The following is a 25,854-nucleotide window of genomic DNA, read 5'->3' as shown; positions in this document are numbered from 1 at the left end:
CCGGGAAACTTTACGTAAAAATACGTGTCGCGTTCAGAATTGCAGCTGTCTCTGCGCAACGCAGTGTAGACTATATTGTCCACATCAGGTGTCCAATCACCGGGGCCAGTATAACGGTCACCACCCCCGAGAGCATCATGACCAGGCTGGCGACGACGCCCTCCTGCTGCCCAAGCTGATAAGCGCGAGCGGTGCCGGCACCGTGTGACGCGGCACCAAAGCCTGCTCCTTTCGCCACCCCCTGCTTAATCGCGATGCGCAGAAACAGCACGTCACCCACTGCCATGCCAAACACGCCAGTGATGACCACAAACAGCGCCACCAGATCGGGCTGACCGCCAATCGGCCCGGCTGCGGCCAGCGCAAAAGGCGTAGTAATGGAACGCACGGCCAGACTGCGCTGGATTGACTCCGGCAGGGTTAGCAGCCGCGCCAGCCAGACCGAACTGCAGACGGCGACCAGCGTGGCGGTCAGAACGCCCGCGCTCAGAGAGAGCCAGTGGCGCTTTATAATCGCTACGTTCTCATAGACCGGCACCGCAAACGCCAGCGTCGCCGGTCCCAGCAGCCAGAGCAGCCAGTGGTTTTCTGCAATGTAATCCTGCCAGCTGATGTGGGTCAGCAGCAGCAGCGCCACCAGTACCAGCGGCGTCATCACCAGCGGCATTAACAGCAGCGTACGCCAGCGGCGGTAAAGCCGTTTATTCAGCGCATATACCAGCAGCGTAACCGCTACACACAGCAGGCTGAGCAGAAAATCACGCATGAGGATCCTGCTTACGCGCGGCGCGCGCGACTTCATACTGATAGAGCCGGTCCACCACCCAGGCGGTGGAAGCCAGCACCAGCAGCGTACTGACGCCAATCACTACGCAGATACGCCAGCCATCGACGCGCAGCAGATCGCCATAATTTACTACCGCCACCACCGCCGGGATAAAGAACAGCAGCATCTCGGCCAGCAGCCAGCGCGATCCGGCTTTTACCCAGTTCAGCGGCACAACCCGCGTCACGATTAAGGTCAGCAGCAGCAGCATCCCGACGATATTGGCGGGCAGCGGCAGCTTCAGCCAGCTCACCAGCCGGTCGCAGGCGATAAACAGGCCGATATAGAAACCCAGTTGAAGCGGCAGGCTGAGCCATTGCACTGCACGGATACTGCGTGGAGTGAGCGCTAACGCCATCACCTTGTCTCCCCCGATTAAACTGATGTCGCAGTATAAATCGTCAACAGAAGGTGAAAAAAATGAATTAAAATTATCGCAATCATGCCTGAAAGGAATAGTTATGGATGTCCGCGCCCTACGCTACTTTACTGAAGTGGTCCGCCAGCAGAGCTTTACCCGTGCGGCGCAAAAGCTGTTTGTGACGCAGCCGACCATCAGCAAAATGCTGCGTCAGCTGGAGGAGGAACTGGGCTGTACGCTGATCCTGCGGGATGGCCGTCGCCTGCACCTCACCGACAGCGGGCAGGCGGTTTATCAGCGCGGCCTGGCAATCCTGCAGGAGTTTCATCAGCTTGAGGCGGAGATTGGTGACATCAACCAGCTCAAAACCGGTGAGCTGCGACTGGGTATTCCGCCGATGGTCGGTATGCAGATCGCCGGATCGATTTCCGCGTTTCGCCGCCGCTATCCCGGTGTGAAGCTGAAAATCTCTGAATTCGGCGGTCTGACCGTACAGCAGGCGGTGCTGGCGGGCAGTCTGGATATCGCTCTGACCGCGCTGCCGGTCGATGCCGAGCTGCCGCTGAATACCCTGCCCCTGATGCATCATCCGCTCTGCGTGCTGCTGCCGCGCCGCCCGGCGTGGCTCAGCCGCCAGCAGATAGGACTGGCAGAGCTGGCAGAGCACCCGTTGCTGATTTTCAATGAGGAGTTTTCACTGAATCGTCAGCTGATGCAGGCGTTTCAGCGGCTCAGCCTGACGCCAACGGTGGCAGTGCGCAGCGGTCAGTGGGATTTTCTGGCGGCAATGGTGCAGGCGGAGATGGGGCTGGCGATTCTGCCGGAGCCGATCTGTCAGCGGCTGGATAAGCAGTCGCTATTGTGGCTGCCGCTGGCGTCGGAGCTGAAATGGAGTCTGGGATTGATCTGGCGGGAAGGGAGTTATCTGTCACGCAGTGCGCAGGCGTGGATCAACTGTTGTCGCGAACACTGGCCGGATGAACCGCCGCGCCTGTCGGTGTGAAAAGCTGGCACGCCCGCATGAATCCACAGGCGTGCCAGCCAGGGCTTACTCTTCTTTTTCGATCAGCAGTGTTTCCAGAAGATCCAGGTCGTGCAGCAACTTCTGCATCGTCTCATTGGAGATCTGCTGGGTGGCGCGCAGATGATAGACCTCTGCACGTTCGGCACGCAGCCCGGTCAGGCGGAAACGACGCTCAAGGTTCTCAGCAAACAATGCATGTTCAAGATCATTCTTGCCTTCGGCGCGGCGACGTAAGTTGCCAATCACGCGCAGACTGACCTCTTTCAGCAGTTCCGGATCGATGTTCTCTTCTGACTCATTCTCCAGCCGCTCTTCCATCTTGTGCAGGCTCTCAATCGCTGCACCTGCCATCACCGCACGGGCATTCTGCAGCTCACGGCGATGTGCACCTTTGTCGATACTATCAATGCCGCGCAGCAGAATTGGCAGGATCACTACCCCTACCAGCAGCGAGAACAGAATCACGCCTGTGGCGATAAACACCAACTCATAACGCGCCGGGAAAGGCTCGCCGTTGGTCAGGAACAGCGGGATAGAGAGCACACCGGCCAGGGTGATTGCACCGCGTACCCCGGCAAACGAGGCGATCAGCAGTTCACGCAGCGAGTAGTTTGAAAACTCCAGCGGCTTCTTCTTCAGCAGGCGTTTGCTGAAGCGCTGCATAATCCACAGCCAGCCAAAGCGCACGATCATCAGCGCGGCATAGACCAGCCCGATATCGGCGAACAGCATCCAGAGTTCCACATTCGGGTCGGCCTGCGCCTGGTCGATCGAGGTCTGCAGAATGTCCGGCAGCTGCAGGCCCAGCATCAGGAAGACCATGCCGTTGAACACGAACTCCAGCATCTGCCAGACACTGTTGGCACGCAGCCGCATCGCCAGCGGAGCCTGACGAATAATGCCGGAACGGGTGATGGTCATACCGGCCGCGACCGCTGCCAGGATGCCTGAGACGCCCAGATGTTCGGCAATCAGATAAGAGGCGAATGGCAGCAGCAGCAGCAGCACGGTCTGTGTCGCCGGGTCATCCCCGCTCCAGCGGCTGAGCAGGCGCAGCGATTTACCGTACAGCCAGCAGATCGCCACACCGGCAATCAGGCCGCCTACCGCGACTTTCAGGAACTCAACGCTGGCACCGCCCCAGGTAAACACCATGGTGCCCATGGCGACGGCGACGGCAAACTTCAGTGATACCAGGCCCGAAGCATCATTCATCAGGGCTTCACCCTGCACAATCGACATAATCTTCTTGGGAATGCGACCTTCACCGACAATGCCGGAGAGTGCCACGGCATCGGTCGGCGACAGCACCGCCGCCAGCGCAAAGGCGGGGATTAGCGGGATCCCCGGCACCAGCCAGTAGATCAGATAGCCGATGCCGATCACGGTAATCAGCACCAGCGCCAGCGCTAAGCCGATGATTTCTCGACCATGATGCAGGAACTCACTGATCGGCGTTTTCCAGCCATCTGCGAACAGCAGCGGCGGGATGAACAGCACCAGAAACAGTTCCGGATCAAAGTCGACATGCAGACCAAATGTTGGCCAGGCCAGCATCGCACCTACGGCGATCTGCACCAGCGGCAACGGGATCTGAAAAGGGAGAATGCGGGCCGCGACGCCAGAGAGCGACACGACCAGCGTCATGATGAGAATAGTAAAAAAGATTTCCATGCTTTCCTTAGGCGTCGTTTCTTTCAATCATTGGTTAAGCGCTAAAGTGTAAAACAAACTGCATTGAAGGTTGTCAGCTACGCGTGCGCCGGGCGGGAAAAAAGTGAAAAATTCCGGACGCGCAGCCGCACGCCCGGTTGTACAGTCAGATTGCCCAGCCACCGGCGTAAAATGCCACCAGCGCGACGGCAATGATCACGGTACCGACGTTGAGCTTACGCCATTCACCGGCGAACAGACGCCCCACCACGAGGCTGGCGAAACCGATCATGATGCCGGTGACGATGTTGCAGGTGAGCACGATAATCACCGCCGTGAGTAGCCCAGACATCGCATCGACAAAATCACTGAAGTCCACTTTTGCCACATTACTGAGCATCAGCAGACCCACATACATCAGTGCAGGTGCGGTAGCGTAAGCCGGAACCAGATAAGCCAGCGGCGACATAAACAGGATAGCGAGAAACAGCAGGCCCACCACAATTGCGGTCAGGCCGGTTTTGCCCCCCGCCGCTGTCCCTGCCGCCGATTCAATATAGACCGCAGCCGGTGACGCGCCCACCAGACCCGCGAACAGGCTGCTGACGGAGTCACTGGTCAGCGCACGACCGCCATTGATAATCTGGCCCTGTTTATCCAGCAGATTGGCCTGCCCTGCGACCGCACGAATGGTACCGGTGGCGTCAAAAACCGCCGTCATCACCAGTGCCAGCACGCTGGGCAGTACTACAGGCTGTAGCGCCCCCATAATGTCGAGGCTGAACAGCAACGACTGACCGCTGGCGTCACGCAGGCTCGGCAGGGCAAACAGTCCCTGATATGTCACCGACGGGTCAAAGAACAGGCCGAGCAGCGAAATAGCGATAATCGTCAGCAGGATGCCGCCCGGTACCCTGCGCTTCTCCAGTCCGATAATCGCGGCCAGTCCCAGCAGTGTCATCATCACCGGGAAAGTGGTGAAGTGACCCAGCGCCACCGGCAGGCCCGGAGCCGGATTTTTTACCACCAGACCCACGCCGTCAGCGGCGATGAGCAGCAGAAACAGGCCAATCCCGACGCCGGTGCCGTGCGCCACGCCCATCGGCAGGTTACGCAAAATCCAGGCACGAATGCCGGTCACGGAGATCAGGGTAAACAGCAGGCCCATCAGGAACACTGCGCCCAGCGCGACCGGCACGCTGATGTGCTGACCCAGCACCAGGCTGAAAGCGGTAAAGGCGGTCAGGGAGATGGCGCAGCCAATGGCCATCGGCAGATTGGCCCACAGCCCCATAAGGATGGAACCAAAGCTGGCGACCAGACAGGTGGCGACAAACACGGCGGAGGGGGAAAAACCGGCTTTGCCCAGCATTCCCGGTACCACGATGACGGAGTAGACCATCGCCAGGAAGGTAGTGAGTCCGGCCAGAATTTCCTGGCGCACGCTGCTGCCGCGCGCCGAGATCGAGAACCATGCGTCCAGTTTTCCACTGGCCGGGCGTGATTCAGTTGACATAGTTGAGCCTCAAAAATTTTTGTTGTGTGGATCGCTCTGCGACCATCGCTGTCCCTGGAATAAGCGGGTAGACGGCGTCACTGTCGGGATTAACCCATCAGGCAAACGTTTACCTTGCCGCAGATAATTAGCCGTCAAAAGCAGCCAGATAAAAAGGCATGCGATTATCCGGCGTTTAGCGCCACGTTTTCAACTCTAAGAGGGAGATTCTTTGGCATAAAGAAAGATTGGGCGCAGGAGGCTGGCAGACGCCCGACGGAAGCCAGCCTGAAACGCTGAGGCCATAAAGTTAATGTCATATAAAGGCAGGATTCGCACCGGCGCAGTCGGGATGAGACAGGATGCGCCGGCGGAGAGAGGATTAACCTGGCAACGAAAGCTCGCCGCCCTGCGCAATCGCGCGTTGCCAGGCGGCGCGCTGCTGCACCGTCTGCAACCATTTCTCTGTGGCAGGCATCCGATCCAGTCCGCCACGCCGCGCCAGTGCCAGCAGCGGAAAGCTCATCTGGATATCCGCAATGGTAAAACGCTCACCGGCAAACCACGTATTGGCTGCCAGATGCTGTTCGATCATCTGCCTGTGCGGCTTTAGCTGTTTATCCAGGAATGCCTTCTGCACCCCTTTGCCAAATGCCGCGCCGACCGGACGCAGCAGCCATGGCACCGGCGCTTTGCCCATCTGACCGAAGATCAGTTTCATCACCAGCAGCGGCATCAGCGAGCCTTCGGCGTAGTGCAGCCAGTAGCGGCACTGTAACCGTGACGCCTCATCACTCACTTTCAGCCTGAATTCGTGATCATATTTCTCTTCAAGGTATTCGAGAATGGCCCCCGATTCTGCTACCACCTGGTTCCCGTCAGTAATGACCGGCGATTTTCCCAGTGGATGCACTTTTTTTAGCGCCTCCGGGGCCAGCATGGTCGGTTCGCGTTGATAGCGTTTAATCTGGTACGGCACTTCCAGCTCTTCCAGCAGCCACAGCACCCGATGCGAGCGCGATTTCTCAAGATGGTGAACGGTGATCATCATGATTCCCTGTGTGTTGACCTTCACCAAGTATAGACGTCACTCCACAGCCGGATGTTTATCATCCTGTTCCGGGTCAAGCAGCACCGCACCCGAGCCCTGCTGACCCAGCCGGTCGCCGGGATTACGCAGCGGACAGTCGCGCATCGACAGGCAGCCGCAACCGATACAGCCATCCAGGTCATTGCGCAGACGGGTAAGAGTTTCAATGCGTTTATCCAGCTCTTCGCGCCAGTGCTGAGTCAGCGCATCCCATTCCGTCGTCGACATGCGCTTATCTGGCGGAATGTGGTCGAGACTGTCACTGACCGTCGCCAGCGGGATACCAATACGCTGAGCAATCTTGATGATCGCCACGCGTCGCAGCACATCGCGGCTGTATCGGCGCTGATTGCCGCTGTTGCGGGTGCTGAAAATGAGGCCTTTGGTTTCATAAAAGTGCAGCGCCGAGACCGCCACACCGCTGCGGCGCGCCACTTCCCCGGGTGTTAAGACCGGTTTTGGATAGTTACGTTCTTTTTTCATCAGACCCTTTACCTAAAGTTAACTTGAGGAATTATACTTCTTCTCCGTTGAAACCCCTAAACTCCCATTACCCCTTATTAAGCACCAGAAGGATGAGGCTATGATGCAAGAAGAGATCATTCATTCCCTGACGGACTGGATTGACCAGAACCTCGATAAGAGCCTGTCGATTGATGAGGTTGCGGCAAAATCAGGCTATTCGAAATGGCACCTGCAGCGTATGTTCCGTTCCGTGACGAAACAGACGCTGGGTGGCTATATTCGTGAGCGCCGCCTGACGCTGGCCGCAGAAGCGCTATCGCAGACACAGCGTCCGGTGTTTGATATCGCGATGCAGTATGGCTATGACTCGCAGCAAACTTTTTCACGGGTGTTTCGTCGTCAGTTTTCACAGACCCCGACCGCTTACCGCCACACCATGCGACGCCAGGCGATTCAGCGCCCTCGCCTGCTGAGTTTCGGTTGTAACGATCCGATCAACAGCTTTACCCAGCGCACGACCGGCGAGTGCTGCCCGGTCCGTTAATTCTTCGCTGCGCCCGCTCCGGGCGCATCTGTCTGATTTCCCCGCCGTTCTTCTTCTACTGCTCATTTTTTCTGCACACCACTACCATACAAGAGTCAAATTTTGTTCAAAATTTAAAATCGGGTGATATAATGTGACCCAAGTCACACTTTTAACCTGGGTTGACGGCAAAAAAGTCCTACCTGACACACTTTTTTGTCGCCGGTGATGTCCGCAGATTGTCAGGAATACTTACTGATAGTGAGGTCCGGCCGATGGCTACGTTAACCGCCAGTTTTCTTGTTATGCGTTGGGAACTGCTGAGCGCAATCATGATGTTTTTTGCCAGCACCCTGAAAACCAAACTTCGTCAGGATAGCCGTCACGTGATGGCCTTTATGTGTGGCGGGATTGGTTTAGGCATGACCTGCTGGTTTGTTACCGGTCTGATGGGCATTACCCTGAGCATGGAAAACGTACATAACTTCGTGGAAATCTCAAAGCACGCCTTTATCGATGCGATGAGCCAGGCGCCTGCTGACTGGCCGATGCCCTGATTTTTACGCATAAAAAACCCCGCTTAGCGGGGTTTTTTATATTGCTGTGTGAACTTAAATTTTCTTCAACATGGCAGGAATATTAACATCCTGCACTGTAACGCCCGGGCTCTGCGTTCCGCGGCGGTCCTGAATCCACATATCTCCCATCATCTGGTTTAAACCACGATCTAATCCGGTAACCAGCCCTGCACCTGGGGTGAAGGTCAGTTCGCCAAAGTAGATATGCTCGTCATGGATATACCAATCCACACGCACGTAGTCGAAATCGCTGGCCAGCTTCTTGCTCAGTTCGAGCGCATGTTCCAGTGACGGCATAATCGGTGACACATCCAGCCCGGTATCGCGGATCTTGTGATAGGCCTCATTGAGGTTATTCACGTAGAAGTTCATCGACAGCAGCGGCTGGCAGCGGTTGTAGATTACCTGCAGCACATATTCGAACCTGCCATCACGCTTGTTGAACATATGGAATTTGTAATCGATCGGCGCGCTTTTGCCATCACCAATGTACTTCTCAACCAGGATGCGTGGCTTGATGTAGCGGTAGTGAATCTCGCGCGCTTCATTGGCGAAATCGGTCTTCAGCCAGCGATAGCAGTCATGAATGATCTGCTGCTTGCGCAACGCGTCCGGCTCTTCCAGCAGTATTTCTACCATGTTGGAGGCGTGGTTCGGCTTGATCACCGTTCCCTTCCAGCAAGGCAGGCTGTTCAGCGTGGTCGGGTCAGTGGTTTCGTGTACCAGCGGGATCAGGTACTCATTACCGATTTTTTCAGCAATGAATTCGCGTACCGAGTACTTATCTGACAGACGACCGTAGTTCTGGTAATCGCCGAAGATAAACTTACGGTACAACACCTTCTCGTTGAACACTTTTGGCTGACGCAGATTGGGCAGCTTTCTGAACTTATGGAAGTAGTAGATGCGGTCCTGATAAGCCCAGGGCATCTTCTTGATAAAGTACTGCACACTTTTTCTGAGTTCTTCTTTCAACTTGAGCATATCTGACCTCATTTGTATGTTTTGTAGTTGAGTGAGGAAACCTGAATCTTTTGAATGACGCCGTTTTTAAAGAAGTAATTCATTACGGTCAGGGACAAAAGTTCTGAAAGGAAAACGCTCCACGCGGCCCCCATGATGCCGTGACCCTGGATCAACCACCAGGAGAGCGGCAGACTGATGACCATCAGGCAGATGATTTTCCTCAGCAAGTAGTTAAATCCTCCCTCTTTGACCATGTAGCGATACGCTACGGTCCCCATTGCCGAAAAGCTGGTCGCTATCGACAGCAACGTAATGAGACTTCCTGACTGTGTGTATTCCGGTCCGTACAACGCGATGATGATTTGCTCGCCGTAAAGCGAAATGACAAGCAGCATCAGCAATGAAACCGCCATAACGTAGCCATTGAGCCGGGCAGCCAGCTTAATGGCGACCTCGCCGCGCTCCCTGAAGATTTCAGTGAAGCAGGAGGTGATAAGCGCAACCGGGATAAAAATCCAGGAGGCGGAGATAGTATTCGCCGCCGCAAAGAGACCGAGGTCGCGCGCAGGCGCCGTGCCTGCCAGAAACATCTGCGCCGCTTTGACCTGCACCGAGATAAAGATGCTGGAGATCGCCAGCGGCAGACCGGCATACATCAGATAGCGCAGATAGGCGGTGCGCTTTTCGCGCGGTGGCATCTGATCCTGGTGGTCCTGATAGAAGTTGTGACGCTTGATCAGGTAAGGCACCAGTGTCACGGCAACAATCGACAGCGTCAGCCAGAGCGGATTAAGACGCAGCCAGGCCACGGTAAAGCTGATGCCGAAACTCAGCAGCATGCCCACAGCGTTAGCGATAGTGTTAAGACGCGAGGCAAGACGCGCGTTGTTATAAACGCTGAAGGTGTCCTGGGTGACAAAAACCGAGGCAACAAATGAGGCCAGTGCAAACGCCAGGAAGTTTTCCTGCATGTTGTACCAGACCCAAATTAAGACTGGCACCGAAGTGACCAGCAATAGCACCATGCGCAGCGTACGGGCGATGGTCATCAGTCGAAGACCTTTCGACGCATTTTTGCTGACGCGCTTAAACAGAATAGTTTCGGTGCCAAAGATTGCGACGGTTTGCACCATTGCAAAAAGTGAAGTAGAAAACGCCATCTGGCCAAACACCGTTGGACCAAAGGATTTAGCCACGTAAGACGTCACAAAAATGACGCCAAAAACGGAGATGATCTTCTCAGACATCATCCAGGCGGCATTAGACATTACGCTCAATTTCATCGACTCTTCCTTAGTATTACTCAACTACAACCGCTTCGGTACAACATCCCTGTAACGAATTAATAAGCGCTCAGTGGGCCTGGCGAAAATGTATGACTTCAGACCAAGCTGGTCCGAAAATTGAGATGTAAATCATGATCCGGAGAGTGAATTCAGGATAATTCTTATTATAAATGGCGCGAATCACTTCAAATGGAAACGATTTCAGGCTGAAAATAAAACAACCTTAAAGAGCTATACCGGCATATTAATCAAGTCGGCGAAGCTAAATATCCAGTGTACGTAGAATTTTTTCGTATTTTGGATGCGATGAATTTATAACAAAAACCCGCTTCCAGGAAGGCACGCTCCCCGGATAAGAATAAAATAAGATTTATCCCATGATGATATTTCTTCTAAATATCTTAATTTAGGCTTCGCAATTCAATTCGCGCACTTTAATACTGCCTTAATAAAATCTTACAGTGCCAGAAATTATTAAAGTCATTCTCATCCATTAATCGATAAGAAAGGTAAGAGCATTTATGAGAAAGTCACGATACAGCGAAGATCAAATCACAAATGCCATTAAAGCTTCTGAATCGGGCGTGAAAGTCAGAGAGATTTGTGAAGAGTTAGGCATCTCTGAAGCCACGTTCTATAGCTGGAAAAAGAAGTTTTCTGGGTTGTCTTCGGAAGAAGGCAGAAAAATCAAGGAGCTGGAAGAAAAACTGCAGAATGTCACACGTGAACTGCAGACGCTCAACTCGGACAAAGAGATGCTGCAGAGCGTTCTGAAGCACTTCTTTACGACTAATGAAAAACGACAGGCTGTAGATTTCCTGCAGACCACCTTTGACATTGGCACCCGTCGCAGCTGCCGCTTATTAGATATCAGCCGCAGCGTATACCACTATCCGTCAGGCACGGAGAATCGCTAAACCTAATGCTACCGCGCTTTTTAGACTTAACGCTGAGATTTGTTCTTACCAGAAGAGATGAAGATCATTTAACAGGACAATTGCGGCCTCCTTTTCCGCTCCATTTATAACTAATGAATGGCTTCACAGCTAAGCTTCTTTTTTTGCGGTAAAATTGATTCACAACAGCAAAAGTCTCGCATTCCACGCCTTATCTTCCCCTCCCAATCCCCTTTATGCGGGATTGGGCCTTCCCTTTTTTAGTTTAGCCCTGCTAATCGTCGGAACTAAATCCTCTCAACACCATTAAGCCGCTTTAAACATCGCACAAACAATAATCACCGTACATTTGAGTTAATGGTGGCCCTGACTCAAATTTTGCGGTTGCGCTTTAATTCCCGATGACGGCTTTATTGCATTAACTTTCTCCAGGATTAATCCGGGTTAAATAGTTTATTGCTCCTTATCACTAACGTTATGGGTCTATCTTTTCACTCTCTTCATTGCACATCATTGATGCCAGAGATTAATCTTTAATTAATAACGCAGCGGCGGAATTCTCTTACTCATTTATCACTGAGTGAAGTTAATGGTGGTTTTTAGTCCCCTTTTCTCAGGACCCTAACGCAATAAACAGCAGCGGATAAAAGCGTAACGTCCATAATGCTGCGCTATTTTTCCTGATTAATGACCGATATCTGACCAGTGAAAGGTTGCCAGAGTTGAAACAGACAACTTTCAGGTGCCAGAAAGGACCGTTTTTTTACTGACAAAGGAAGGATGAATGAGGTTATCGGAGAATACCGGACAACAGTGCGGAACCATGAAATCGATTTCGCGGTATAAATCTGCCGAAGAGCGAGCAAATCAGGATAGGGTTTAATCTTAAAAAGCCGCGCGGTGTGTTGTCCGCGCGGTAAAGGCATTCAGGTGAGTTTTACGGTTTACTCTTTAATCGTAACTACCTGCGGGTGCGGTTTGATGCGCATTGCCCAGATCACACCCGCCATCAGACAAACAATGCCTGTCAGGGTGAGCTGCGGCGGCCAGCGTTGATACCAGAGAAAAGTCCATAACAGGCCAAAGAGTATCTCGAAAACGATCAGCGGCCCCATCAGTACGGTGGGCAGACGCTGGCTGGCAGCATTCCAGCATAAGGTGCCAAGCCAGGAGCAGAGCAGGCCAATCGTCAGCATCAATGCGATGAATACCGTGGGACGCGGCCCGAACGGCAGCGAAAAATCGGGCTGCTGCCAGGCGAGCTGAACGCTGACCAGCGCGTACAGGATCAGTGCCATCGGCAGCGTCACCAGCCCCTGCGCGGTAGCCCAGGTTGAGGGGCGCAGTTCAGGATGCGTGCGCAGCCAGCGGGCATTACGCAGCGGATACCAGGTCCAGCAGATTACCGCCAGCAGTGCCAGCACGATACCGGTCAGATAACGACTGAGATCCAGCGTGGCGCCCTGGCTCTGCAGCTCCGCTGCGTTCACGCAGAGCAAGCCAGCCGCCATCATGACCAGTGCCGGGAACAGCCGCCGCCACGGCAGCCGTCCTTCAAGATGGCCATAACAGAGGTTAGCCGTGACGGCGATCACCACCGGCAGCGTGCCGATAATCATGGTGGAGACCGGCCCGCCGGTACGCTGAATGGCGTTCGCCAGAAACGCATAGTAGAAGAGGTTTCCCACCAACGAGAGCTTCACGGCCTCAAGCCAGTCAGCGCGTGACAGCTGACGCAGCCGACGACGGCTGTGCCAGGCCAGCGGCAGCGCAATCAGCCCAAACGCCACGTAACGTCCCGCCGATTGCAGGGCGCCAGGATAGTCCGGCACCAGCAGCGGCCCGACAAAGATCAGCCCCCACAGCAACCCGGCGGTGACGGCAAACATAATTCCCGCAAACATGATTTCTTCCTTATACAGACTTTTGGCAGAGTGTGGCGGGTTCCGGCGGGAAATGCTTGTAGCAGATTGCGGTGTTATCAGGGCTGGCGAACCTGCTTTTGATAGCGGCCCGGCGTAATGCCATAACGGTGAGCAAAGGCGCGGGTGAGATGAGCCTGATCGGTCAATCCAACCGCCGCCGCGACGCTAGCGGCCGCCTCACCTTGCGCCAGCCTTTGCTTGGCGTCATAGAGCCGGAAAGCCATCAGCATCTGATGCGGCGTAACGTGATAGTGCTGCCGAAAAGCACGTAAGAAGTGCCACGGCGACAGTGAAGCCAGCGCGGCCAGCTCCTCCAGCCGCACCGGTTCTGCAAGGTTTGCGCGCAAAAAATCTCTGACCTGATCAAAACGATGCCGGGCATCGGGTCTGCGCTGTGAGGACATACGCGCCAGCGGACGGATTTGCAGCAGCAGCTCAGCAATCAGGCTCTGGCGCGCCAGTTCAGACTCTGCATGCCAGAGTGCGGCAAGCGTGCGGGAGAGCGGCTGCGCCACGCGCGGATCGGTCAGCAGCGCCTCGTTAAACCACCAGCCGCGGTCGCCGGTCAGTTCATCCATCAGCTGCGGCTGAATGTAGATCATCTGATAGCGCCAGCCCTCTTCGCACGCTGACTCACCCGTGTGCAGCTCATCCGGGTTCATCATGACCAGTGAGTTCTCCGGCGCAGTATATTCGGTGCCGCGATAGCGAAAGCGCTGTGCGCCCGCTTCAATGGTGCCGATCCCAAAGGCTTCATGGGTATGAGGTTCAAAGGCATAGCGGGAGATGTGGGCCTGATAGAGTTCCACACCCGGCAGCTCTGCGAGTTGCCGGAACCGGGCGCGATCTTTCTCACAGGGGAAACTTGCCGGAACACCGTCCACTTCTCTCTCCTTATTTAACCAGTCTGCTAAGCATGCCTGCGACCGGGGCTAAAATGCAAAAGATTGCTATCTGCAACGCCGCGGGTAACACTGCTTTTTTCAGACGGATGGGGTTAAGCATGGCACAGCGTGTGGCAGTGATTATCGATATGCAGAATGGGGTCTTCATCTCGCCGCGCTTCGACCAGGCGGGTCGGGTAGCGCAGATTAACCGACTGACTGAACGCGCCGATATCACCATTTTATCCAGCACCGCGAAGGCGCGATGTGCGAGGGAAATGAAGCTTTTAATCTGCTGTCGGAACTGATTCAGCCTGCTGGCGCATATTACGTGACAAAAACCGCTTGCGACAGCTTCTGGCAGACTGAGCTGGCCGCACTGTTAAAGAAGCGGGCGGTGGAAGAGTTTGTGGTGTGCGGTTGTGCCACTGACTACTGTCTGGATACCACCATAAAAGTGGGTGCCAGTGCAGGTTATGCCATTACGGTTGCTGCGGATGCGCACACCACCGCCGATCGTCACTGGGTCAGCGCTGAAGCGTTGATAAACCAGCACAATGAGGTCTGGTCCTCATTGTCGATTCCCGGTAACGTGCCGCGTGTGCTGCGCACAGACGAGATTGTGGCGGAATGGTCGTAACCGCCTGCGAAAGCCGCACATAAAAAAGCCCGCATAAGCGGGCTTTTTTACACTCTCTGACCAACAGAATCAGAATGGAATATCGTCGTCGAAATCCATTGGTGGTTCGTTGTTGCTACTGGCCGGCGCGCTCTGTGGCTGCTGTGGACGGGACTGCGCGCCACCACTGAACTGATTGTTGTTACCCTGCGGCTGCTGCGGCTGACCCCAACCATTGTTGTTGCCACCGCCCTGCGCGCCGCCACCTGCTGGTGCACCCGCGTTGCCGCCCTGCTGACGGCCACCCAGCATCTGCATAGTGCCGCCAACGTTGACCACGACTTCGGTGGTGTAACGTTCCTGGCCGCCCTGATCCTGCCATTTACGGGTACGCAGCTGACCTTCGATGTAGACCTGCGACCCTTTTTTCAGGTATTCGCCTGCGACTTCAGCCAGTTTGCCAAACAGCACCACACGGTGCCATTCAGTGATCTCTTTGTTTTCACCGGTCTGCTTGTCGCGCCAGCTTTCCGACGTAGCCAGCGTAATGTTGGCAACCGCGCCACCATTTGGCATGTAACGTACTTCCGGATCCTGACCCAGATTCCCGACAAGAATCACTTTGTTAACGCCACGACTGGCCATGTTGCTGTCTCCCGATGAGTTAATGCATACAGTCTAATCTCTCAATTCTAACACGTCCTGCGGACTGTTTCCCACTTTCGAGCGGGGTTCCAGTTTTAATCCCTCTCCGCTTCCAGGCCTGAGAGTACTGGATATATATTCAGTCTATTTTTTGTGCCATAATGACACGTTTATTCTGGCCGTGTCGGCAAGGCACGGTGAGTGCAGCTAATCCGGGAAAGGTGAATGGATAAGATCGAAGTTCGTGGTGCCCGCACCCATAATTTGAAAAACATCAACCTGACCATCCCACGCGACAAACTCATTGTGGTAACCGGCCTGTCAGGGTCCGGTAAATCCTCATTGGCGTTTGATACGCTGTATGCGGAAGGTCAGCGCCGCTATGTGGAGTCGCTCTCTGCGTATGCGCGCCAGTTTCTTTCGTTAATGGAGAAGCCGGACGTCGATCATATCGAAGGTTTGTCGCCCGCCATTTCCATTGAGCAGAAATCCACCTCGCATAACCCACGTTCGACCGTGGGAACCATCACTGAGATTCACGATTATCTGCGTCTGCTGTTTGCCCGCGTAGGCGAACCGCGTTGTCCGGATCATGATGTGCCGCTGGCGGCGCAGACCGTGAGTCAGATGGTGGATCAGGTGCTCTCGCAGCCGGAAGGTCGTCGCCTGATGCTGCTGGCCCCGGTAGTGAAAGATCGTAAGGGTGAGCACACCAAAACGCTGGAGAATCTGGCAACGCAAGGTTATATCCGTGCGCGTATTGATGGCGAAGTGTGTGACCTCTCCGATCCGCCAAAGCTTGAGCTGCAAAAGAAGCACACCATTGAAGTGGTGATTGACCGCTTTAAAGTGCGTGAAGACCTGGCAACCCGTCTGGCGGAGTCGTTTGAAACCACGCTGGAACTTTCCGGCGGCACGGCTATCGTGGCGGACATGGATGACAGCGACGCAGAAGAGCTGCTCTTCTCGGCTAACTTCGCCTGCCCCATCTGCGGTTACAGCATGAGTGAGCTGGAACCGCGTCTGTTCTCGTTTAACAACCCGGCGGGCGCCTGTCCAACCTGTGACGGCCTGGGCGTACAGCAATATTTTGATCCTGACCGCGTCGTGCAGAATCCTGAACTTTCGCTGGCGGGCGGTGCTATCCGCGGCTGGGATCGCCGTAACTTTTACTATTTCCAGATGCTGCGTTCGCTGGCGGAACACCTCGATTTTGATATCGAAGCGTCATTCGGCAGCCTGCCAGACAACGTGCAGAAGGTGATTCTGTATGGGTCAGGCAAAGAGAGCATCGAATTTAAGTACATCAACGATCGCGGCGATACCTCGGTTCGCCGTCATCCGTTTGAAGGCGTGCTCAATAACATGGAACGCCGCTATAAAGAGACGGAATCCTCTGCGGTTCGCGAAGAGCTGGCGAAGTTTATCAGCAACCGCGCCTGTGCCAGCTGTGAAGGCACCCGTCTGCGTCGTGAAGCGCGCCACGTCTTCGTGGAGAACACCACGCTGCCGACTATCTCTGAGATGAGCATCGGTCATGCGATGTCCTTCTTTGAAAACATGAAACTCAGCGGCCAGCGTGCGCAGATTGCCGAGAAAATTTTGAAAGAGATTGGCGATCGCCTGAGCTTCCTGGTCAACGTCGGCCTGAACTATCTCTCAATGTCACGTTCCGCTGAGACCCTGTCCGGGGGTGAAGCACAGCGTATCCGTCTGGCCAGCCAGATCGGTGCGGGTCTGGTCGGTGTGATGTATGTGCTGGATGAGCCTTCTATTGGCCTGCACCAGCGTGACAACGAACGGCTGCTCGGCACCCTGATTCATCTGCGCGACCTCGGTAACACCGTGATCGTGGTTGAGCATGATGAAGATGCGATTCGTGCCGCAGACCATGTGATCGACATCGGTCCGGGTGCAGGCGTACACGGCGGCCAGGTCGTCGCGGAAGGCACCGTTGATCAGATTATGGCGCAGGAAGAATCCCTGACCGGCCAGTTCCTGAGCGGCAAGCGTGGCATTGTGGTGCCAGAGGAGCGCGTCAAAGGCGATCCGGCCAAAGTGCTGAAGATTACCGGCGCACGCGGCAACAACCTTAAGGATGTCACGCTGACGCTGCCGGTCGGACTGTTCACCTGTATTACCGGTGTGTCCGGTTCAGGTAAATCGACCCTGATCAACGATACGCTGTTCCCGATTGCTCAGCGGGCGCTGAACGGTGCGACCATCGCCGAACCGGCACCTTACCGTGACGTGGCAGGCCTGGAGCACTTCGACAAAGTGATCGACATCGATCAGAGCCCGATTGGTCGTACACCGCGCTCCAACCCGGCCACCTACACCGGTATCTTTACCCCGGTGCGTGAACTCTTTGCGGGCGTGCCGGAAGCGCGTTCGCGCGGTTACAATCCGGGTCGCTTCAGCTTCAACGTGCGGGGCGGACGCTGTGAAGCCTGTCAGGGCGATGGCGTGTTGAAAGTCGAGATGCACTTTCTGCCGGACATTTATGTGCCGTGTGACCAGTGCAAAGGCAAACGCTATAACCGTGAAACGCTGGAAGTGAAGTACAAAGGCAAGAGCATCCACGAAGTGCTGGAGATGACCATCGAAGAGGCCCGTGAGTTCTTCGATGCCGTACCAGCGCTGGCGCGTAAGCTGCAGACGCTGATCGATGTAGGTCTCACCTACATCCGCCTCGGTCAGTCCGCCACCACCCTGTCCGGCGGTGAAGCCCAGCGTGTGAAGCTGGCGCGTGAGCTGTCGAAGCGTGGCACGGGTCAGACGCTCTACATTCTGGATGAGCCGACCACCGGCCTGCACTTTGCCGATATCCAGCAGCTGCTGGAAGTGCTGCATAAGTTGCGCGATCAGGGCAACACCATCGTGGTAATTGAGCACAACCTTGATGTGGTCAAAACCGCAGACTGGATTGTCGATCTCGGTCCGGAAGGCGGCAGCGGCGGCGGTGAAATCCTGGTTGCTGGTACGCCAGAAACCGTGGCGGAGTGTGAGAAATCCCACACTGCGCGCTTCCTGAAGCCCCTGTTACAGAAGTAATTCTTTCAGGCCCGCCGCGTGCGGGCCTTTTTTTACCCCTGCCGATTCAGCCAGAAAAATGCAGAATCAGGCAAGATTCAGACATGTATAGGCATATACGCTTCTCACTACGCTGACTATCCTTAAACGGTTCCTCTTTGGCACGCCCCTGGCGTCGCCCTGTTTTCGCAGCACATCCATGCTGCTGCACATCATCAAAAAACACTCACGACACATCGAAACTGGAGACACCATGAATATTACGCATGCGTATGCTGCTCAGGATGCAAAATCCAAACTGGCACCGTTCGATTTTAAGCCGCGTGAGCTGCGCGCCCATGACGTTCAGCTTGAGGTGCTGTTCTGTGGCGTTTGCCACTCAGACCTGCATCAGGCCCGTAATGAGTGGAAAAACACCATTTTTCCCGTGGTTCCGGGTCATGAAATTGTGGGTCGCGTGACTGCTGTTGGTCCACAGACGCAGAAATACAAAGTCGGCGATCTGGTTGGCGTCGGCTGCATGGTTGATTCCTGCCGCAGCTGTCCAAGCTGTCAGCAGGGTCTGGAGCAGTATTGCGAAAACGGCTTTGTCGGCACCTATAACGGCGAAGATCGCGAAACCGGCGCTATTACCTACGGCGGTTACTCAACGTCGATGGTGGTTGATGAGAGCTTTGTGCTGCGCATTCCCGAGAACCTGGAGCTGGCGGGCGTTGCACCGCTGCTGTGTGCCGGTATCACCACCTATTCGCCGCTGCGTCACTGGAATGTCGGTCCTGGCAAAAAAGTGGGTATCGTAGGCTTAGGCGGCCTGGGCCATATGGGCGTGAAGATTGCGCATGCCATGGGCGCACATGTGGTGCTGTTCACCACCTCGCCATCCAAAATTGAAGATGGCAAACGTCTGGGTGCCGATGAAGTCGTGATCTCCAAAGATCCGGAGCAGATGGCGCAGCACGCGAACAGCTTTGACTTCATCCTGAACACCGTGGCGGCTCAGCACGATCTCAACCCGTTCATCACCCTGCTGAAACTGGATGGCAACATGACGCTGGTTGGTGCACCGGAGCACGACCATCCGGCACCGCAGGTCTTTAACCTGATCTTTAAACGTCGCAGCATCGCCGGTTCACTGATTGGCGGCATCGCGGAAACCCAGGAGATGCTCGATTTCTGTGGCGAGCACGGGATTACGTCAGACATTGAGCTGATCGCGATGGACCAGATCAACGAAGCCTATGAGCGCATGCTCAAAAGCGATGTGAAGTATCGCTTTGTTATCGATATCAACACGCTGCGCGCTCAGTCTGCCGCGTAAGCTGCTTGATCTGAAACCCTCTTGCTCAGGTAAGAGGGTTTTTTATTGCCGTTTAACGGGTAGCCGCCTGCTGGTATGAGGCATCGACCAGATAGTAGATCTGCGAATCTTTCAGCGAACCGTCGAGGAACAGCGTGCTCCAGTGAGACTTATTCAGATGCTCGCTGGGAATAATATCGCTGTGCTCTTCGCGCAGTAATTCGGCCAGCGCAGGCGTCGATTTCAGCGAGACCGCGGGCCGCCCTTTCGCCTCATGTACCATCGCAAACAGCACGCCGTTGCTTTTAATCTGCGTGGCTTTCCAGTCACTGTGGACGCTCTGCTCCGCGCCCGGCTTGCTCATGCAATAGGTCAGTAAATCTGAGTTATTCATTACGATTCCCCTTGTAACGTGGCGACAATCCGCCTGGCACCGCCCTCAATGCGATGCTCGCCCAGCCAGATCCCCTGCCAGGTGCCCAGCACCAGACGTCCCCGCTGAACCGGTAATAACAACGAAACCCCTAAGATCGACGATTTGATGTGCGCCGGCATATCATCACGCCCTTCGTAATCGTGCTGATAAGGCGCATTCTCGGGCACGTACCGCATGAAATGCTGCTCCATGTCGCTGCGCACCGTCGGGTCGCAATTCTCATTTAAGGTTAACGACGCCGAAGTGTGCTGCAACAGCAGATGCAGCAGACCGGTTTTGATATCACGCAGTCCGGAGAGCGAGTTGACGATCTCATCGGTGACCAGATGAAACCCACGCGACTTCGCGCTCAGCGTAATAGTTTGTTGATGCCACATAGCTTATTCCTGAAACGGTTATCCCGTTTAAGTGTGCAGCATGTCGCCGAAAGGTAAACCCTGACCCATAAAAAAACCGCCAGAGAAAACGCTGGCGGTCTTGTTTACAACCTGGCTGCTGTTACATCACGGCGGCAAACGCTTCCGCTACCTGATGCACATTTTTGCTGTTCAGACCGGCCACACACATGCGACCGCTGCCCACCAGATAGATGCCAAATTCGTTACGCAGGCGATCAACCTGCTGCGCACTCAGACCGGTATAACTAAACATGCCACGCTGCTTCAGCAGATAGTCGAAGTTTTTACCTGGCAGCGCGGTGCTCAGTACGTCCACCAGCGACTGGCGCATCGCGAGAATGCGCAGACGCATCGCCTCCACTTCAGCCAGCCAGCTGGCCTTCAGCGCCTCGTCGTTGAGGACGCGTGCGACAACCTGCGCACCGAAATTCGGCGGGCTGGAGTAGTTACGGCGAACGGTTGCTTTTAACTGGCCCAGCACACGTGCTGACTCTTCGGCACTGTCGCACACGATAGAGAGACCGCCTACGCGCTCGCCATAGAGCGAGAAGATTTTGGAGAAGGAGTTGCTGACCAGCGCAGGCAGACCCGCCGCGGCGACCGCGCGCAGTGCATACGCATCCTGCTCCATACCGGCACCAAAGCCCTGATAGGCGATATCCAGGAAAGGAATCAGCTGCTGTGCTTTCAGCACCTCAACGGTCTGATCCCACTGCGCATCCGTCAGGTCAGCGCCGGTCGGGTTATGACAGCAGGGATGCAGCAACACGATGCTCTGCGCAGGCAGGGTTTTCAGGGTGCTGATAAAGGCATCAAACCGCACACCGTGAGTTTCTGCGTCATACCAGGGATAGGTATTGACGTCAAAACCTGCGCCATTAAAAATCGCGACGTGGTTTTCCCAGGTCGGATCGCTGACCCAGACGGCAGACTGCGGGAAGTAGCGCTTAAGGAAATCCGCACCCACTTTCAACGCGCCAGAACCGCCAAGAGTCTGAATCGACGCAATACGGCCCGCCTTTAACACCGGATGATCGGCACCAAACAGCAGCGGTGCAATCGCACTGCGGTAGCTGTTCAGCCCTTCCATTGGCAGATAGAGCGATGCCTGATGCGGCTCAGCATAAAGCTGCTCTTCAGCAGCCGCTACAGCCTTCAGCTGCGGGATGATGTTCTGTTCGTCGTAATAGAGCCCGATGCTCAGGTTAACTTTGTGTTCACGTGGGTCTTGTTTGAACGCTTCCATCAACGACAGAATCGGATCGCCCGCATAGGCATCAACGTTTTGAAACACGGTGTAGGTCTCCATGATTGGTCCAGAGGTAAGCGGCGGATTAAACCCGATAGCGTCCCGGACGGTGGTTCATTGCAATAATCAGGTTCAGGATCACCGCACCCGCAATCGACGCGAGCAGGATGGGGCCACTCACCACAAACAGTGACGCCAGCACGACGCAGGTATCGACTGCCATCTGCAGTTTACCCGCGCGGATCCCAAAGCGATCCTGTAGCCACAGCGCCAGAATATTGATGCCGCCCAGGCTCGCCTTATGACGAAATAACACTATAAACCCGATTCCCATGATGACGTTACCGAACAGTGTCGCATAGAAGGGATTAAGGTCAGAAAAGTGGACGAACAGCGGGTGCAGTTGAGTGAACAGCGACACCAGCCCGACGGCGCAGAAGGTTTTCAGGGTAAATTCCCAGCCCATGCGTTTTACCGCCAGCCAGTAAAAAGGGATGTTGATCAGGAAGAATGCGCTGCCGAATGAGAGCGGCGAGAGATAGCTAATCAGAAAAGCGATACCTGCGGTGCTGCCCGTCAGCGCACCGGCCTGTTTTAGCATAATGACGCCGAACGAGACCATTAGAGTGCCGAGCACCATCGCCAGCGCATCTTCAATGCGCGAATGCGGGACGCGGGTAGGTTCTGCGATGTTATCCATGGGGGTTTTCTCAGTGCAAATGATGCGGTTCCGATGCAAAAAACGCACCATCGTCACAGCACTGAACAGCTGTAAAGCGGATGCCAGCGATATCCCAATGATATCTAAGGCGCTTTAAACATAACTTTATGCATAGATTTCGACTGATACCGTCAATCTATGCGTCTGGCTCCGTTTTGATGCGCGTTAATTGCATTTATTACCGCAAGTGTGCACCAAAACCGCACAGCGCGCACCCTTTTAGCGCGTCTTTTGCTCAGGCAGCATCATCAGCCCGTTCTCTTTCATTCTTCCCAGCACCACTGAGGTTTTCACATGGGAAACGCTCTGGTGGCCCGCGACTAACTGGCTGATTAACGCACTGAGGGAATTAAGATCGGCTACTGCCACTTTGAGCAGATAGTCTGCATCGCCCGTGGTTTTATAGGCATCCACGATCGCCTGCTCCTGCTCCACCATCCGGTGAAAGCTCTCAACATATTCAGCGGTGTGGTTGATTAAGCGCACCTCAATCAATCCCACCATGCCAAGCCCGATGGCATCGGGTGACAGCCGGGCGTGATAACCCAGGATGAGGTTAGCCTGTTCCAGATTAATACGGCGGCGCGAACATTGTGAGGCAGAAAGGCCGACCAGATCGCTGAGTTCCTGATTGGTCAGACGGCCGTTAGCTTGTAATAAAGTCAGGATTTTAAGGTCGTAATCGTCTACGTGAGTCATTCCGTTTCCACATCGGTACCAGGCGTCGCTTTGTTACAGATAACCCGATAACCCGAGAGGTTGTCCAACACTATTTTATGATGATGGGGGCTGTCATGCACAGATCGTGCATGACAGCACAAAGCGGGATTATTCGTCGTCGTATTGCGGACCCGCGTAGTTATCAAAGCGCGACCACTGACCGTTAAAGGTCAGGCGTACTGTACCGATGGGGCCATTACGCTGTTTACCCAGGATGATCTCCGCGATCCCTTTGAGATCGCTGTTTTCGTGGTAAACCTCATCCCGATAGATAAACATGATCAAATCCGCATCCTGCTCGATCGAACCCGATTCACGCAGATCCGAGTTGACCGGACGCTTGTCAGCACGCTGCTCCAGTGAGCGGTTAAGCTGCGACAGCGCCACCACCGGCACATTCAGCTCTTTCGCCAGCGCTTTCAGCGAGCGGGAGATCTCCGCAATCTCCAGCGTACGGTTGTCCGACAATGACGGTACGCGCATCAGCTGCAAATAGTCGATCATGATCATACTTAAGCCACCGTTTTCACGGTAGATACGTCGGGCGCGCGAGCGCACTTCGGTAGGCGTCAGGCCAGAAGAGTCATCGATGTACATGTTCTTCTTCTCCAGCAGGATGCCCATGGTGCCGGAGATACGCGCCCAGTCTTCATCATCCAGCTGTCCCGTTCGGATGCGCGTCTGATCGACGCGGGAAAGTGACGCAAGCATACGCATCATGATCTGCTCGCTGGGCATCTCCAGACTGAAGATCAGCACCGGCTTCTCCTGCAGCATGGCGGCGTTTTCGCACAGGTTCATCGCGAAGGTGGTTTTACCCATTGACGGACGTGCGGCGACAATAATCAGGTCAGAACCCTGCAGGCCCGCGGTCTTTTTATTCAGATCCTGATAGCCGGTATCGACGCCGGTGACGCCATCGTGCGGGGTCTGATAGAGCGATTCGATACGGGAGACGGTCGATTCCAGAATCTGCTCAATGTTTTTCGGGCCAGCATCTTTATCTGCGCGCGCTTCCGCGATTTTAAAGACGTTCGACTCTGCGAAGTCGAGCAGCTCCTCGCTGTTACGTCCCTGCGGATCGTAACCGGCATCGGCAATCTGGTTGGCGACGGCGATCATCTCACGCACCACCGCACGTTCACGCACGATGTCGGCATAAGCACCGATATTCGCCGCACTCGGTGTATTTTTCGCCAGTTCAGCCAGATAGGCGAAGCCGCCTGCCATCTCCAGTTCGCCCCGGGTTTCCAGCGATTCAGAGAGCGTAATCAGGTCGATAGGTTTGCTGTTTTCAAGCAGCCGCTGCATCTCGGAAAAAATCAGCCGATGCGAGCGGTTGAAAAAATCATTCGCGACGACGCGCTCAGAGACGTTATCCCAGCGCTCGTTATCCAGCATTAACCCACCGAGCACCGACTGCTCCGCTTCCAGAGAATGCGGGGGCATTTTCACGCCTGCGAGCTGGCGATCCTGCGTTTCGTTCGATTTGTTGGTGGGTTTATTTCCTGCCATAGTGAATGCATTACCGATCTTCTGTGGGGACGCGCAAGTATACCTTAGTTGAGGTGCGCGCCTCACCCTCATGATGAAACAATCACAGGAGTCAGAATGGCAAAGCGTATTCAGTTCAGCGCGCATGGCGGCCCGGACGTCTTAGAGTGGACAGATTTTGAACCCGCTGACCCGGCTGAACATGACGTGCAGGTAGAGCATCGCGCTATCGGGATTAATTACATCGATACCTATGTTCGCAGCGGGCTCTATCCGGTTACCGCTTTTCCTTCTGGCCTGGGAACGGAAGCCGCGGGCGTCGTGTCGCGGGTTGGACGTGGCGTGACATTATTTAAGCCCGGCGATCGCGTGGTCTACTGTCTGGCGTCGATGGGGGCCTATAGCGAAGTGCATAACGTGGCGGAAGATCGCCTGATGCATCTCCCGGAGGCGATCGGCTTTGAGCAGGGCGCAGCCAGCTACCTGAAAGGGCTGACCACGCAATATCTGCTGCGCCAGACCTATAAAATCAGCGCCGGTGAGACCTTTCTGTTTCATGCGGCCGCGGGCGGCGTCGGGCTTATCGCTTGCCAGTGGGCAAAAGCGCTGGGTGCACATTTAATCGGTACGGTGGGTTCCGAAGAAAAAGCCACGATGGCGAAGAACGCCGGTGCCTGGGCGACCATTAACTACCGCGAAGAGAATATTGCACAGCGCGTCAGCGAACTGACCGACGGAAAAAAAGTGGGCGTCGTGTATGACTCGGTGGGCAAAGACACCTGGGAAGCGTCGCTGGACTCGCTGCGTCGTCACGGTCTGATGGTCAGTTTTGGTAATGCGTCGGGTCCGGTGACCGGGATTGATCTGGGCATTCTGAATAAGAAAGGCTCGCTCTTTGTGACCCGCCCTTCACTGTTTGGTTATATCACCAATCGGCAGGAGCTGGAAACCGCCAGTGCCGAGCTGTTCTCGCTGCTGGCGAGCGGCGCCATTAAGATTGATGTACCAGAGCAGCAGAAGTTTGCATTGAAAGAGGCCAGTAAGGCGCACCAGATGCTGGAGAGCCGGGCCACGCAGGGATCCTGTCTGTTAATTCCGTAACAGTCAGCGCCCGGTAAGCAACAAAAAGGGCTTCCCCTGGGAAGCCCTCTTCTTTTTTTTATTTTTTGTTCGCGCTGGTGTAGGGACAGCGGCGATGAATTCGTGTCGAGTCGATGGCACATCGATTTGACGACAGGCATCCTGCCAGAAAACATAAGTAAAAAATATG

At 55.0% G+C, this 25,854-nt stretch carries 24 protein-coding genes and 1 pseudogene; 8 read left to right on the top strand and 17 right to left on the bottom strand.

What is annotated here, in order from left to right:
- Nucleotides 1–70: 70 nt before the first annotated feature.
- Complete coding sequence (locus NIM72_RS13670) at nucleotides 71–766, bottom strand: LrgB family protein (protein ID WP_150038354.1); 696 nt, start codon at nucleotides 764–766, stop codon at nucleotides 71–73.
- Nucleotides 759–1,184: a CidA/LrgA family protein gene (locus NIM72_RS13665; protein ID WP_253420740.1), complete on the bottom strand. Its 426-nt coding sequence runs from the start codon at nucleotides 1,182–1,184 to the stop codon at nucleotides 759–761. Before NIM72_RS13665 ends, NIM72_RS13670 begins: the two co-directional genes overlap by 8 nt.
- A 103-nt stretch (nucleotides 1,185–1,287) precedes the next feature.
- Between NIM72_RS13665 and NIM72_RS13660 the strand changes: the two genes are divergently transcribed.
- Nucleotides 1,288–2,190, top strand: coding sequence for a LysR family transcriptional regulator (locus tag NIM72_RS13660; protein ID WP_161733556.1), 903 nt, complete (start codon nucleotides 1,288–1,290; stop codon nucleotides 2,188–2,190).
- Nucleotides 2,191–2,235: 45 nt separating this feature from the next.
- Here the strand turns inward: NIM72_RS13660 and NIM72_RS13655 are convergent, their stop codons facing one another.
- The 4 genes from NIM72_RS13655 to soxR form a co-directional block, all read right to left on the bottom strand.
- Entirely contained in the window at nucleotides 2,236–3,885 is a 1,650-nt protein-coding gene (locus NIM72_RS13655; RefSeq protein WP_161733554.1) for a Na+/H+ antiporter, read from the bottom strand.
- Between the two features lie 145 nt (nucleotides 3,886–4,030).
- Nucleotides 4,031–5,380, bottom strand: coding sequence for an NCS2 family permease (locus tag NIM72_RS13650; RefSeq protein ID WP_253420738.1), 1,350 nt, complete (start codon nucleotides 5,378–5,380; stop codon nucleotides 4,031–4,033).
- Between the two features lie 361 nt (nucleotides 5,381–5,741).
- Nucleotides 5,742–6,407, bottom strand: coding sequence for a glutathione S-transferase family protein (locus NIM72_RS13645; protein WP_161733618.1), 666 nt, complete (start codon nucleotides 6,405–6,407; stop codon nucleotides 5,742–5,744).
- A 39-nt stretch (nucleotides 6,408–6,446) separates the two neighbouring features.
- Complete coding sequence (soxR, locus tag NIM72_RS13640; protein WP_161733550.1) at nucleotides 6,447–6,932, bottom strand: redox-sensitive transcriptional activator SoxR; 486 nt, start codon at nucleotides 6,930–6,932, stop codon at nucleotides 6,447–6,449.
- Between the two features lie 100 nt (nucleotides 6,933–7,032).
- On the opposite strand from soxR, the gene soxS reads away from it, so the two are divergent.
- Together soxS and NIM72_RS13630 are read left to right on the top strand one after the other, a co-directional pair.
- The gene (soxS, locus tag NIM72_RS13635; RefSeq protein ID WP_150012009.1) at nucleotides 7,033–7,458 is read left to right on the top strand and encodes a superoxide response transcriptional regulator SoxS; all 426 of its coding nucleotides are present in this window, start codon (nucleotides 7,033–7,035) and stop codon (nucleotides 7,456–7,458) included.
- A 254-nt stretch (nucleotides 7,459–7,712) separates the two neighbouring features.
- The gene (locus NIM72_RS13630) at nucleotides 7,713–7,994 is read left to right on the top strand and encodes a YjcB family protein (RefSeq protein WP_013359796.1); all 282 of its coding nucleotides are present in this window, start codon (nucleotides 7,713–7,715) and stop codon (nucleotides 7,992–7,994) included.
- A 54-nt stretch (nucleotides 7,995–8,048) separates the two neighbouring features.
- Here NIM72_RS13630 and NIM72_RS13625 read toward each other — a convergent pair whose 3' ends face one another.
- Complete coding sequence (locus tag NIM72_RS13625; RefSeq protein ID WP_013359795.1) at nucleotides 8,049–8,999, bottom strand: ATP-grasp fold amidoligase family protein; 951 nt, start codon at nucleotides 8,997–8,999, stop codon at nucleotides 8,049–8,051.
- A gap of 8 nt (nucleotides 9,000–9,007) precedes the next feature.
- Nucleotides 9,008–10,264 carry an oligosaccharide flippase family protein gene (locus NIM72_RS13620; protein ID WP_013359794.1) on the bottom strand — a complete coding sequence of 419 codons (1,257 nt, stop codon included), beginning with the start codon at nucleotides 10,262–10,264 and terminating at the stop codon, nucleotides 9,008–9,010.
- Nucleotides 10,265–10,788: 524 nt separating this feature from the next.
- On the opposite strand from NIM72_RS13620, the gene NIM72_RS13615 reads away from it, so the two are divergent.
- Nucleotides 10,789–11,184 (top strand): transposase, encoded by a 396-nt coding sequence (locus NIM72_RS13615; protein ID WP_013359793.1) that lies wholly within the window; start codon nucleotides 10,789–10,791, stop codon nucleotides 11,182–11,184.
- 923 nt (nucleotides 11,185–12,107) lie between these two features.
- Here the strand turns inward: NIM72_RS13615 and NIM72_RS13610 are convergent.
- Together NIM72_RS13610 and NIM72_RS13605 are read right to left on the bottom strand one after the other, a co-directional pair.
- A complete protein-coding gene (locus NIM72_RS13610; protein WP_161733548.1) occupies nucleotides 12,108–13,067 on the bottom strand; it encodes a DMT family transporter in 960 nt (319 codons plus the stop codon).
- A gap of 77 nt (nucleotides 13,068–13,144) precedes the next feature.
- Nucleotides 13,145–13,972 carry an AraC family ligand binding domain-containing protein gene (locus NIM72_RS13605; RefSeq protein ID WP_253420735.1) on the bottom strand — a complete coding sequence of 276 codons (828 nt, stop codon included), beginning with the start codon at nucleotides 13,970–13,972 and terminating at the stop codon, nucleotides 13,145–13,147.
- A 119-nt stretch (nucleotides 13,973–14,091) separates the two neighbouring features.
- Here NIM72_RS13605 and NIM72_RS13600 point away from each other — a divergent pair.
- Nucleotides 14,092–14,612, top strand: a pseudogene (locus tag NIM72_RS13600) (isochorismatase family protein).
- 69 nt (nucleotides 14,613–14,681) lie between these two features.
- Here the strand turns inward: NIM72_RS13600 and ssb1 are convergent.
- Complete coding sequence (ssb1, locus tag NIM72_RS13595) at nucleotides 14,682–15,236, bottom strand: single-stranded DNA-binding protein SSB1 (protein WP_161733541.1); 555 nt, start codon at nucleotides 15,234–15,236, stop codon at nucleotides 14,682–14,684.
- Nucleotides 15,237–15,461: 225 nt separating this feature from the next.
- Between ssb1 and uvrA the strand changes: the two genes are divergently transcribed.
- A complete protein-coding gene (uvrA, locus tag NIM72_RS13590; RefSeq protein ID WP_161733539.1) occupies nucleotides 15,462–18,290 on the top strand; it encodes an excinuclease ABC subunit UvrA in 2,829 nt (942 codons plus the stop codon).
- 232 nt (nucleotides 18,291–18,522) lie between these two features.
- Nucleotides 18,523–19,587: an NAD(P)-dependent alcohol dehydrogenase gene (locus NIM72_RS13585; protein WP_161733537.1), complete on the top strand. Its 1,065-nt coding sequence runs from the start codon at nucleotides 18,523–18,525 to the stop codon at nucleotides 19,585–19,587.
- 52 nt (nucleotides 19,588–19,639) lie between these two features.
- Here the strand turns inward: NIM72_RS13585 and NIM72_RS13580 are convergent, their stop codons facing one another.
- The 6 genes from NIM72_RS13580 to dnaB form a co-directional block, all read right to left on the bottom strand.
- Nucleotides 19,640–19,960 (bottom strand): MmcQ/YjbR family DNA-binding protein, encoded by a 321-nt coding sequence (locus NIM72_RS13580; protein ID WP_161733535.1) that lies wholly within the window; start codon nucleotides 19,958–19,960, stop codon nucleotides 19,640–19,642.
- Nucleotides 19,960–20,379, bottom strand: a complete 420-nt coding sequence (locus tag NIM72_RS13575; protein ID WP_161733533.1) for a secondary thiamine-phosphate synthase enzyme YjbQ — start codon at nucleotides 20,377–20,379, stop codon at nucleotides 19,960–19,962. The genes NIM72_RS13580 and NIM72_RS13575 overlap by 1 nt, the downstream gene beginning before the upstream one ends.
- Nucleotides 20,380–20,500: 121 nt before the next feature.
- Nucleotides 20,501–21,694: an amino acid aminotransferase gene (locus NIM72_RS13570; protein WP_161733616.1), complete on the bottom strand. Its 1,194-nt coding sequence runs from the start codon at nucleotides 21,692–21,694 to the stop codon at nucleotides 20,501–20,503.
- A gap of 40 nt (nucleotides 21,695–21,734) precedes the next feature.
- Nucleotides 21,735–22,349, bottom strand: a complete 615-nt coding sequence (locus tag NIM72_RS13565) for a YitT family protein (protein ID WP_033734896.1) — start codon at nucleotides 22,347–22,349, stop codon at nucleotides 21,735–21,737.
- Between the two features lie 240 nt (nucleotides 22,350–22,589).
- Entirely contained in the window at nucleotides 22,590–23,069 is a 480-nt protein-coding gene (locus NIM72_RS13560) for an Lrp/AsnC family transcriptional regulator (RefSeq protein ID WP_161733529.1), read from the bottom strand.
- 129 nt (nucleotides 23,070–23,198) lie between these two features.
- The gene (dnaB, locus tag NIM72_RS13555) at nucleotides 23,199–24,605 is read right to left on the bottom strand and encodes a replicative DNA helicase (RefSeq protein ID WP_010252197.1); all 1,407 of its coding nucleotides are present in this window, start codon (nucleotides 24,603–24,605) and stop codon (nucleotides 23,199–23,201) included.
- 96 nt (nucleotides 24,606–24,701) lie between these two features.
- On the opposite strand from dnaB, the gene NIM72_RS13550 reads away from it, so the two are divergent.
- On the top strand, nucleotides 24,702–25,685 hold the full coding sequence (locus NIM72_RS13550; RefSeq protein WP_161733527.1) for a quinone oxidoreductase: 984 nt from the start codon (nucleotides 24,702–24,704) through the stop codon (nucleotides 25,683–25,685).
- Nucleotides 25,686–25,854: the final 169 nt, after the last annotated feature.

Source organism: Pantoea sp. B550, from assembly GCF_024158165.1.
GTDB lineage: Bacteria > Pseudomonadota > Gammaproteobacteria > Enterobacterales > Enterobacteriaceae > Pantoea > Pantoea alfalfae.
Note: the sequence above shows the minus strand (reverse complement) of the source record. Positions and strands in the feature narration are given on the sequence as shown.

Coding starts and splice junctions, on each gene's coding strand:
- soxR (WP_161733550.1), bottom strand. CDS start 6,932: ATGAAAAAAGAACGTAACTATCCAAAACCGGTCTTAACACCCGGGGAA.
- uvrA (WP_161733539.1), top strand. CDS start 15,462: ATGGATAAGATCGAAGTTCGTGGTGCCCGCACCCATAATTTGAAAAAC.
- NIM72_RS13575 (WP_161733533.1), bottom strand. CDS start 20,379: ATGTGGCATCAACAAACTATTACGCTGAGCGCGAAGTCGCGTGGGTTT.
- NIM72_RS13660 (WP_161733556.1), top strand. CDS start 1,288: ATGGATGTCCGCGCCCTACGCTACTTTACTGAAGTGGTCCGCCAGCAG.
- NIM72_RS13645 (WP_161733618.1), bottom strand. CDS start 6,407: ATGATCACCGTTCACCATCTTGAGAAATCGCGCTCGCATCGGGTGCTG.
- NIM72_RS13585 (WP_161733537.1), top strand. CDS start 18,523: ATGAATATTACGCATGCGTATGCTGCTCAGGATGCAAAATCCAAACTG.
- NIM72_RS13670 (WP_150038354.1), bottom strand. CDS start 766: ATGCGTGATTTTCTGCTCAGCCTGCTGTGTGTAGCGGTTACGCTGCTG.
- NIM72_RS13620 (WP_013359794.1), bottom strand. CDS start 10,264: ATGAAATTGAGCGTAATGTCTAATGCCGCCTGGATGATGTCTGAGAAG.
- NIM72_RS13550 (WP_161733527.1), top strand. CDS start 24,702: ATGGCAAAGCGTATTCAGTTCAGCGCGCATGGCGGCCCGGACGTCTTA.
- NIM72_RS13560 (WP_161733529.1), bottom strand. CDS start 23,069: ATGACTCACGTAGACGATTACGACCTTAAAATCCTGACTTTATTACAA.
- NIM72_RS13650 (WP_253420738.1), bottom strand. CDS start 5,380: ATGTCAACTGAATCACGCCCGGCCAGTGGAAAACTGGACGCATGGTTC.
- dnaB (WP_010252197.1), bottom strand. CDS start 24,605: ATGGCAGGAAATAAACCCACCAACAAATCGAACGAAACGCAGGATCGC.
- NIM72_RS13615 (WP_013359793.1), top strand. CDS start 10,789: ATGAGAAAGTCACGATACAGCGAAGATCAAATCACAAATGCCATTAAA.
- NIM72_RS13665 (WP_253420740.1), bottom strand. CDS start 1,184: ATGGCGTTAGCGCTCACTCCACGCAGTATCCGTGCAGTGCAATGGCTC.
- NIM72_RS13655 (WP_161733554.1), bottom strand. CDS start 3,885: ATGGAAATCTTTTTTACTATTCTCATCATGACGCTGGTCGTGTCGCTC.
- soxS (WP_150012009.1), top strand. CDS start 7,033: ATGATGCAAGAAGAGATCATTCATTCCCTGACGGACTGGATTGACCAG.
- NIM72_RS13625 (WP_013359795.1), bottom strand. CDS start 8,999: ATGCTCAAGTTGAAAGAAGAACTCAGAAAAAGTGTGCAGTACTTTATC.
- NIM72_RS13630 (WP_013359796.1), top strand. CDS start 7,713: ATGGCTACGTTAACCGCCAGTTTTCTTGTTATGCGTTGGGAACTGCTG.
- NIM72_RS13610 (WP_161733548.1), bottom strand. CDS start 13,067: ATGTTTGCGGGAATTATGTTTGCCGTCACCGCCGGGTTGCTGTGGGGG.
- NIM72_RS13580 (WP_161733535.1), bottom strand. CDS start 19,960: ATGAATAACTCAGATTTACTGACCTATTGCATGAGCAAGCCGGGCGCG.
- NIM72_RS13565 (WP_033734896.1), bottom strand. CDS start 22,349: ATGGATAACATCGCAGAACCTACCCGCGTCCCGCATTCGCGCATTGAA.
- ssb1 (WP_161733541.1), bottom strand. CDS start 15,236: ATGGCCAGTCGTGGCGTTAACAAAGTGATTCTTGTCGGGAATCTGGGT.